Annotated in this window: 7 protein-coding genes; 4 read left to right on the top strand and 3 right to left on the bottom strand. The window is 71.8% G+C overall.

Annotated features, from left to right (window positions below; genetic code table 11):
• The 3 genes from ACWEBX_RS35060 to ACWEBX_RS35050 all read right to left on the bottom strand — a co-directional run.
• Positions 1 to 2418 (bottom strand): AMP-binding protein (locus ACWEBX_RS35060; RefSeq protein WP_451888802.1); only part of this gene is annotated, 2418 nt, incomplete at its 3' end.
• A 105-nt stretch (positions 2419 to 2523) separates the two neighbouring features.
• The gene (locus ACWEBX_RS35055) at positions 2524 to 4818 is read right to left on the bottom strand and encodes an ATP-binding cassette domain-containing protein (protein ID WP_451888801.1); all 2295 of its coding nucleotides are present in this window, start codon (positions 4816 to 4818) and stop codon (positions 2524 to 2526) included.
• 171 nt (positions 4819 to 4989) lie between these two features.
• The gene (locus ACWEBX_RS35050; protein ID WP_451888800.1) at positions 4990 to 5346 is read right to left on the bottom strand and encodes a DUF5132 domain-containing protein; all 357 of its coding nucleotides are present in this window, start codon (positions 5344 to 5346) and stop codon (positions 4990 to 4992) included.
• An 833-nt stretch (positions 5347 to 6179) separates the two neighbouring features.
• On the opposite strand from ACWEBX_RS35050, the gene panD reads away from it, so the two are divergent.
• From panD to ACWEBX_RS35030, 4 genes are all read left to right on the top strand, one after another.
• Positions 6180 to 6605, top strand: coding sequence for an aspartate 1-decarboxylase (gene panD / locus ACWEBX_RS35045; RefSeq protein WP_451888799.1), 426 nt, complete (start codon positions 6180 to 6182; stop codon positions 6603 to 6605).
• A gap of 55 nt (positions 6606 to 6660) precedes the next feature.
• A complete protein-coding gene (locus tag ACWEBX_RS35040) occupies positions 6661 to 7005 on the top strand; it encodes a GNAT family N-acetyltransferase (protein ID WP_451888798.1) in 345 nt (114 codons plus the stop codon).
• The gene (locus ACWEBX_RS35035; protein ID WP_451888797.1) at positions 7005 to 7673 is read left to right on the top strand and encodes an aspartate/glutamate racemase family protein; all 669 of its coding nucleotides are present in this window, start codon (positions 7005 to 7007) and stop codon (positions 7671 to 7673) included. The genes ACWEBX_RS35040 and ACWEBX_RS35035 overlap by 1 nt, the downstream gene beginning before the upstream one ends.
• Before the next feature lie 703 nt (positions 7674 to 8376).
• Positions 8377 to 8601: a hypothetical protein gene (locus tag ACWEBX_RS35030; RefSeq protein ID WP_451888796.1), complete on the top strand. Its 225-nt coding sequence runs from the start codon at positions 8377 to 8379 to the stop codon at positions 8599 to 8601.
• Positions 8602 to 8691 lie beyond the last annotated feature (90 nt).

The following is an 8691-nucleotide window of genomic DNA, read 5'->3' as shown; positions in this document are numbered from 1 at the left end:
CAGCTCACCTGGCACACCCGTGGGCATCGGCTGCAACGAGGCGTCCAGTACGTGCAGCCGGGTGTTGGCGACCGGTCGACCGATGACCGGGCGGGGGCTCGACTCCATCGGCGCGACGACCGAGTTCACGGTGCACTCGGACGGCCCGTAGAAGTTCAGGCAGGACACCCCGTCGGCCGCGCGCAGCCGCTCCCACAGCTGTTCGGGGACGGCTTCCCCGCCCGACGCGACCATCACGGGACGCCACTGCGGATCGTCCAGCAGGCCCCGCTCGACCAGAACCTGGAGGTAGGACGGGGTGGCCTCGATGAAGTCGAGGCGACGGCGCTTCGCGTAGTCGACGAAGGCGTCCGGGTCGGCCCAGGCCGCGTGGTCCAGGACGTGCAGCTCGTGGCCGGAGAGCAGGGAGAGCAGCTGGTTCCAGGACGCGTCGAAGGAGACCGACGTGGTGAGGGCCACACGGAGCCGGTGCCGTTCCACGAGCAGGGGCAGTGACCCCTGCCGGTCGGCGAAGAGGTTGAGCAGACCGCCGTGCGTGGGCACTACGCCCTTGGGCCGTCCGGTGGAGCCGGAGGTGTAGATGACGTAGGCCGGATGTTCCGGTGCGACGGCTGTCTCCGGGTCCGTCGCCGGGCAGTCCGCCAACGTTGTCACCGTGTCCGGGGCGTCGAGCACCAGGTGTCCGGCGGGAGCGGCCTCGGGCAGCCGGTCCTGGGTGCGGGCGTCGGTCACCAGCAGGACCGGCCGGGCGTCGTCGAGCATGTACGCGATGCGGGCGGCGGGGTACTCCGGATCGACGGGGACGTAGACAGCACCGGTCTTGAGCACCGCGAGGATCGCCACCACCAGTTCCGCCGAGCGTGGCAGGGCCACCGCCACCGGCCGCTCCGGACCCGCCCCGCGGGCGATCAGAGCGTGCGCCAGCCGGTTCGCCCGTGCGTCCAGCTCCGCATACGTCAGTGACGCGTCCGACCCCACCACCGCGACCGCGTCCGGCGTCGCCCGCACCTGCGCCCGGAACACCTCCGCCAGACTCCCGGCGCGGGCCCCGGCCACCGGACCGGCACCCAGCGCCAGCAGCTCATGCTCCTCGTCCGTGGTGAGCAGGCCGATCCGGCCGACCGGCTCCTGCGGGGCGCGGTGTGCGACGGTGTCGAGCAGCGCGATCAGACGCCTTTGGTGGACGGCGAGTTCGTCCTCGCTCCAGGCTTGGGGCGCGCCCTTGAGTTCGACCCGGAGTTCGTCGTCTCCCCGTCGGCCCGTGACCCAGAGGGCCAGCCCGGTGGTCGGCTCCGGGAGCAGATAGTGCAGGGTCGCGGGATGCCCGGCGAAGCTCGGCGCGGAGTCGAAGACCATGATGTTGACGACGAGCGGGAACGCCGCCCCGGTGGCACCGGGGACCTTGTGGTCCCGGAACAGTTCCTCGCTGCGGTAGCGCTGGTGCGCGAGGGCCGCGTCGGCCTCCCGTGCCACCTCCGCGACCAGGTCCTGCCACCGCGTCTGAGGCCTCACCGGCAGACGCAGGGGCACCACGTTCGCCACCGTGCCGGGGGAGAACATCAGGGCGCGTTCGGCCCCCTCGCGCCCGGTGACGGGCAGGCCGATCAGCACGTCCCGGTCCCCGGTGAGCCGGTGCGCGTAGAGAGCCGCCGCCGCGATCAGCGGCCGGGACCAGTGGACTTCGGTCTCCGCTGCCGCCGCTCGCAGCGTGTCCACGCGGAGCGCCGCCGGTTCCACCGCGGAACGCGGACCGTTGCCGCCGCGCGCGGCCCGGCCGGTGAGCTGGGTCGGTTCCGGCAGGTCGGCGAGCCGCTCCGTCCAGTACGACCGGTCGGAGGTGAACTGCCCCGAGGCGCGGTAGTCGGCGTCACCGCGGAGCAGGTCGTCCAGCGCGCGCAGCGGCGACGGCGGGAGGGGGCCGCCCGCGGCCAGCGCCGTGTACATCCGCGTGATCCGCCGACGGACGAGGGAGAGACCGAACCCGTCCATCACCAGGTGGTGGTAGTTCTGGTACAGGAGGTGGTGCTCCGGCGAGAGGCTGATCAGCGCGAGGCTGAAGAGAGGACCGCGGGCGAGGTCCAGCGAGCGCATCCGGTCCCGGGCCATCCATGCCAGGCCCGCCGCCCGGGGGTCGGGCTCCGAGCTCAGGTCGAGCCGGGTCGGTTCCCAGTCCCGTGCCGCACGGACGACCTGGCGTGGTTCCTGCCCGTCGTGGACGAAGGTCACGTGCAGCGCGTCGATCTCGTCGACGACCCGGCGCAGCACGGTCTCGACGAGCTCGGCGTCGACCGGGCCGTGGACTTCCAGGTATTCGCCGATGCGGTAGGCGTCGAGCGCTTTCCCCGCGCGCTGCTCGGCGAGCCAGATCTCGCGCTGGGCCGCCGTCAGCGGAAGGGGTTCGCCGTCGCGACGGGACATGGGGGTACCTCCAGAAGTATGGGCAGGCGTGTGCGCAGGGCGCGCGAGAAGCGCCGACCGCGGTGGCGTCACGCGGTGGGCGGTCGGAAGGCGTGGCGGGTGCGGTCAGGCGGCGAGTTCGCCGGCCTGGAGTTGCCAGAGGGACGCGTAGAGCCCGTGCCGGGCGAGGAGTTCGTCGTGGGTGCCTTGCTCGGCCACGACTCCGCCCTTGTCCATGACGTAGATCCGGTCGGCGTGGCGGACCGTGGAGAGCCGGTGGGCGATGATCACCATGGTCCGGTCGGCCGCGAAGACGCGGAGCGTGCGCTGGATGGCGGCCTCGGTCTCGTTGTCGACGGCGGAGGTGGCTTCGTCGAGGATCACGACCGGCGCGTCCTTGAGGATCGCGCGCGCCAGGGCGATCCGCTGCTTCTGGCCGCCCGAGAGGGCGGCGCCGCGTTCGCCGATCACGGTGTCGTAGCCGTCCGGCAGCGTCGCGACGAAGGTGTGGGCCTCGGCCATCATGGCCGCCTCGACCACGGCCTCGTCCGAGGTGCCGAAGCTGCCGTAGCGGATGTTGTCGGCGATGGTGCCGTCGAAGAGGAAAGGGTCCTGGGCGACGAACCCGATCGCGTGGCGCAGATCGTGCCGTGGCAGGTCGCGCACGTCCCGCCCGTCGAGCAGCACGCTGCCGAACTCCGTGTCCTGGAACCGCATCAGCAGCTTGGCGATCGTCGTCTTGCCGGAGCCGGTGGCCCCGACGAGGGCGGTGACCTGCCCGGCGGGGATCGTCAGGGAGAGGCCCTCCAGGGCCGGCGGCCGGCCGGGGTAGGCGAAGGTCACGTCGTCCAGGACGATCTCCCCGCGCACCTTCTCGATGTCGAGCGGCCCGCCGGTGCCGTGGGTCTCGGCGGGCAGGGCACGCAGCCGCTGGACCCGGTCGTAGGCGGTGATCGTGCGCTGGTACTGGTCGACGATGCCGCCGAGCCGGTTCATGCGCAGCAGCACCATCTGGGGCAGCCCGATCAACGGGCTGAACACCTCGAACGGCAGGCTGCCGTTGAGTACCGACCGGCCGCCGATCAGCAGGGTTCCGGCCATCGAGCTGGTCGTGCAGACCCGGACGATCTCGGCGTGGCGGATCGTGCTCCGGTCGGTCTGCTCGTCGCTCTCCTGGGCGTTTCCGCTCAGCCGGGCGATGCGCTCGGCCTCGTAGTCCTCCGTGCAGAAGCTCTTCACGGTGGCGCCGGCCTCCAGGGTGTTCACCAACTGGCTGTGCAGTCTGGCGCGGTGCTCGCCGGAGACGGCGTAGTCGGCCGCGACCTTGTCCTGGTAGTGGAACGACAGCCAGGCGATGAACGGGATGGGCAGGAACGCGATCCAGGCGATCTGTGGCGCCAGCAGCAGGAACAACGGCACCAGGATGGTCAGGCTGGTGCCCAGTTGCAGCAGGTCGCCCGCCGAGGTGGCGAAGAAGGCGCCCAGTTGGCGGACGTCGTCGGTGAGCGCGCCGGCGATCCGGGTGGTCCGCTCGCCCTCCAGGTGCCGCAGTTCGAGGTGCTGCACGTGGGCGTACGTCCGGTTGCGCCAGTCGTGCTCGATGTCCTGGCCGAGCCGGCGCCACTGGAGGTTCGAGGAGTACGAGAGACCCGCCACGGCGGCACAGGCGACGGCCACCAGCCCTGCCAGGCCCCAGAGTTGAGCGGACGCGGTCGTCAGACCGAAGCGGACGAGCGGTGCGGCCTCGCCCTTGATGAGGACCAGCGCGGTCCAGCCGAGGAAGGTGCCGAGCGCCATCTCCGAGACCTGGCAGGCGACCGACAGCGCGGAGGCGCGGTACAGACGTCGGCGGTGCGGTCCGACGACCTCCAGCAGGGGGTGTGGTCCGGCTTCGGTTCCGGGCAGGTCCCGGGTCGCGTCGGCCGTTCCGCGCCAGGCCTTCCGGACGACGGCCGTGGTCGCCGCCGCCACTGCCCCCAGTGCCACCAGCTGCTTGCTCAGCGCCGACCCGCGGATCAGGGCGATGCCGGCCGCCACCCCACCCCCGATGGCGAGCACGGGGCGCACGACACCGTGATCCGGGCGGGGGGCGGGCTCGGCGGTGGGCCGTGCCGGGGCCGGACGCCCCGCTCCGGCCGAGTTCTCCACAACCAGGGTGACGGCTCTGCGGACGAGCCGGCCGACATCCGCGGCTTCCACCCGCGCGTCGTGCCGGACGAGGACCCCACCGGTGACCGGGCTGGCCTGCGCCTCGGTGATCCCGGGAAGGCGTCGCAGGACCGCAACGAGGATTTCGGCCGCCTGAGGCCGTCCGAGAACCAGTTTGACGTCCCAGCGCTGGCGGCCCGGAATGACCGAACGTGGACGAATATCCACATCCACGGAGCGATATCCGGCCGCGGTACCCAGCAGAGATGGCATGTGTACGATCACCTGTTTGTGGAGGTCGCAAAAACCGTGACGAGCATGACGAATCAATGCGACAGAGCGAAAAGTCAGGGGAAAGCGATGTGGTCGGAATATCCGCGGCCGACCGCCACTCGGGCGCATTGTTCCGAGCCCGCGCAGCGGCCCGGGCCGCTGGACAAACCGTCAGCGCGCCTTGCCGGCGCCGGCAGTCGCGCGGATCTTCGAAGCCCTCGCCTCGCCCTCGGCCCGGGCGGTGGTCTCGTCCTTCTCGTCCTCGGGGGTGCCGCTCCCGGCGGCCTGCCGGCCGTCATCCGAACGGGCTCCGACGTCACCGGCGGCGATCTGCGCCGCCACCATCTCGGCGGCCACCTCGGCCGCAAGGTCGTGGATGTTCTCTCCGGCCTCGTGGGTCGCCTTCTTCACCTCAAGAGCGAGACCGACGGACGTCTTGACGATGCCGCGCATCAACGGCCTGAGGAGACGCTTGGCAAGTGGCGCGGCGATGAGGCCGATCAGGAAGGGCGGTACTACGGGTGGCATGGTGCTTCATCCTCTCTACGCATACGTATGACGGGGCCCCGGCACTGCGAACACCGGAGCAGCACGGCTGGGCGGACGGAAGTCCCCATTGCCAGAATTCGCGATTTCCCTGCTGGGTCGAACCCGTCATGAACGGGGGCCGGAACCCGCTCTTCCGCTACCGTAGTCGAACCGTATCCATGCAGGCCAAATAGTCCCAGCCGGCTTCACTCGTGCGAGTGCTCTTGATTTTCCCGAGCAATATTGATTGCCGTATGCACACTCGTCGAATGACTCGCTGGACTGATATTCATACGCATTGAGGGCTGCCGAGTGCGCGTGCCACCCGCCGCAAGCCGGGAACGGCGACCCTCCGCTTCCCGGCAGGTTTCGCGGAAGGCCGGCGCATCGAATCCGGCGGCGCTGCCGCTGCCGGGTGCGGCGCCTGTCGTCCGGTCCGGTGGCGGGCCGATGCGCAGGCGCGGCCGACGAGAAGAGGACGTCAGGGGCGCGGGTGGGCCGTCGGCCACCGGTTCGAGCCTGGTGCCAGAAGACCTTGGAACCGTGGTTCCCGCGGAGATGCTTGCAGACGACGGACGGTACGCCGTGTCCAGTGCCGAGCCGGCCGATGGGTTCTTCCAGGCGCACGGCATCCCCTGGAACGGAAAACGTGCCGGGAGTCCATGGCGCGCGTGCGTATGTGACTGGCGCGACGTCGGAAAGGTCGACAGCGGGCCGGTGCGAGTCCTTGAACACCTGACGACAGCTGACCGGGCATGCCGAGCGATGTAGTCTCCGGATACCGCCCTTGACCTGCCGAGCAGGCAGGGAGCAGACGAATCGGGAGTTTCTTCGTGCTTCGTACCATGTTCAAGTCCAAGATTCACCGTGCCACCGTCACCCAGGCCGACCTGCACTACGTCGGATCCGTCACCATCGACGCCGATCTGCTCGACGCCGCCGATCTGCTGCCCGGCGAGCTCGTCCACATCGTGGACATCACGAACGGCGCCCGCCTGGAGACGTACGTCATCGAAGGGGAGCGCGGCTCCGGTGTCGTCGGCATCAACGGAGCGGCGGCGCATCTCGTGCACCCCGGTGACCTGGTGATCATCATCAGTTACGCTCAGGTGACCGACGCCGAGGCGCGGGCGCTGCGGCCGGCGGTCGTGCACGTGGACCGTGACAACCGGATCGTGTCCCTCGGCGCCGACCCGTCCGAGCCGGTACCGGGCTCGGACCAGCAGCGCAGCCCGCAGGCCGTGCCCGTCACCGTCTGAGCGACGGCGCGGCGGTATCGCAGGACCCCAGGACCCAAGGACCCGAGGAGTGCCCGTGAGCGACATCGAGATCCGCGACGACCGGCCGGCCGGCCGCCTCGAGGCGTTCGCCGGAGGCCAAGTGGTCGGGCACATCGAGTACTTCGTCCTGGAGGAGCCCGCGCGGGCCCTCGTCCCGGTGCACACCATCGTGGAACCGGAGCACGAGGGCCACGGCATCGCCGGCTCCCTCGCCCGCGAGCTGTACGGCATCGCCGCCCGCGAGGGCGTCGTCGTGGCGCCGCTCTGCCCGTACGTCGTGAAGTGGGCCGCGCGGCATCCCGAGGAGGCTCCGGCGGCCGACCCGGCGCTGCTGAAGGCCGCGATGGAATGGCTCGCGGCGCACCCCGGTCGGTTCTGATGACTCCGGCCCCACCCCGGTTCGGGCCCCTCGCCCTGCTGCACACCTCGCCGGCTCATATCCCCGTCTTCGACGCGCTGCGCGACGCGGACCACCCGGGCCTGGAGCTGCGGCACCTCGTCGACGAGGAACTGCTCGCGCGGGCCCGTCGCGAGGGGCCCGAAGCGGTCGCCGACGACGTTCGGGCGCGGCTGGCCGAGGCGGTCGACGACGGCGCCCGGGTCGTCCTGTGCACCTGCTCGACCATCGGCGCGATCGCCGAACGGACCGACGCCGGGGTGCCCGTGCTCCGCGTGGACCGGCCGATGGCCGCCGCCGCGGTGGCCACCGGCTCCCGGGTCGTCGTCCTCGCGACCGTGGCCAGCACCCTCGAACCGACCGTCGCCCTGGTCGAGGAGGAGGCCCGCCGCGCGGGTCGTCCCGTCGAGGCCCGTACGGCCCTCGTCGACGACGCGTGGGCGCTGTTCGAGGCGGGTGACACGGACGGCTGCGCCCGAGCGGTGGCCGAAGCCGCCGACGCGGTCGCCGACGCCGACGTGATCGTCCTCGCCCAGGCGTCCATGACCGCGGCCGAGGGACTCGCCTCGACCTATGTGCCGGTGCTGTCGAGCCCCCGCCTCGGCCTCGCCGCCGCGGCGGCCGCGTTCCGCAGGGTGCGCGTCGGCTAGGGCTCCGGCCGGCGTGGCCCGAAGGGTGCGCGCCGGGCAGGGCCCGGTCGTGGCGGCGCGCAGAGTGCGTGCCGGGACGGGACCATGGGCGTCGTGGCCCGTACGTCGCACGACGGACACGGTTTCCGGCCGTCTTCCGGCTGGGGCCGGCTCGGCCTCCGGCGTCCACCCATTGGTCCGGTGGTGCGGACAGGACAGGACTGGGCCGTCCGGGCGCCGTCCCGGCGCGACGGGGTGAGTGGGGGCCCGGGCGCTGGGTACGCGGGAGACAAGTCCAGAGGGCCGACGTACCGACTGGCTGGAGGACCGCCATGACGCAGCCGTATCCCGACCCCGTACCACCGGCACCCACTCCAGGACCGAGCCCCGAACCCCCGGGGCCGTCACCCTTCCCGGACCCGGTGCCGACCCCGGGCGGCCCCGACCCCGAACCGGGACCGCCGCCCGGCCCGACCCCGGGCGGCCCCGATCCCGCGCCGGGACCGAAACCCGGCCCCAGGCCGGTACCGAAGCCCGGCCCCAACCCGGTACCGAACCCGGGCGGGCCCGATCCCGTACCCTCCCCGTCCCCGATCCCGAAGCCGCCGGGCCCCGATCCGGTGCCGGAACCCCAGCCCCGGCCGGGGCCGCTGACCTGACGTCCCCGGCGGGCCGACCGGCCCCGGTCACCGGGCCCTTGAGCGATGTCAATACACTCCCGCGCGTGAACGACATACGGTGCACGCAGTGCGGTTGTGTGGGGCTGGAGCCGGGCTTCGTCGAGGACTCCGGACAGGGCGCCCGCGGGTTCGCCCGGTGGGTCGAGGGCGCGCTTCAGCGGGGCCCGCTGGGCGGCGCCCGACTGATGGGCCGGCCGCGCTGGCAGATAGACGCCTTCCGGTGTCCCGACTGCGCGCACCTGGAACTCTTCGCCGGCCGGCGCAGCTAGTGCCGCGGCAGGCAACGTTTGCCCGTCAAGGAGCGGCGCCCGGTGCGTGCTCTCGGTGTGCCGGCCGGAAGTCCTCGTACTGGATGTACT

Source organism: Streptomyces sp. NPDC005070, assembly GCF_053600395.1.
Note: the sequence above shows the minus strand (reverse complement) of the source record. Positions and strands in the feature narration are given on the sequence as shown.

Bases quoted from the DNA above. Each gene is read 5' to 3' on its own strand.
- ACWEBX_RS35055 (WP_451888801.1), bottom strand. From the start codon at position 4,818: ATGCCATCTCTGCTGGGTACCGCGGCCGGATATCGCTCCGTGGATGTG.
- ACWEBX_RS35035 (WP_451888797.1), top strand. From the start codon at position 7,005: ATGACTCCGGCCCCACCCCGGTTCGGGCCCCTCGCCCTGCTGCACACC.
- ACWEBX_RS35050 (WP_451888800.1), bottom strand. From the start codon at position 5,346: ATGCCACCCGTAGTACCGCCCTTCCTGATCGGCCTCATCGCCGCGCCA.